At 69.9% G+C, this 206-nt stretch carries 1 protein-coding gene; it reads right to left on the minus strand.

Annotated features, from left to right (window positions below):
* A partial coding sequence (locus tag IF43_RS37685; RefSeq protein WP_037891825.1) for a methionine adenosyltransferase domain-containing protein occupies window positions 1–206 on the minus strand: 206 nt, incomplete at both ends.

Raw genomic sequence — 206 nt, forward strand, 5'->3', positions numbered from 1 at the left:
CGGCGACCACGTTCTTGGCCACCCAGCGCATCGCGTACGCGGCCGAGCGGTCCACCTTCGAGGGGTCCTTGCCCGAGAACGCACCGCCACCGTGGCGGGCCATGCCGCCGTAGGTGTCGATGATGATCTTGCGGCCGGTCAGACCCGCGTCACCCATCGGGCCACCGATCTCGAACCGGCCCGTGGGGTTGACCAGCAGCCGGTAG

Origin of the sequence: Streptomyces sp. NRRL S-87 (assembly GCF_000719335.1) — a bacterium.
Classification (GTDB): domain Bacteria; phylum Actinomycetota; class Actinomycetes; order Streptomycetales; family Streptomycetaceae; genus Streptomyces.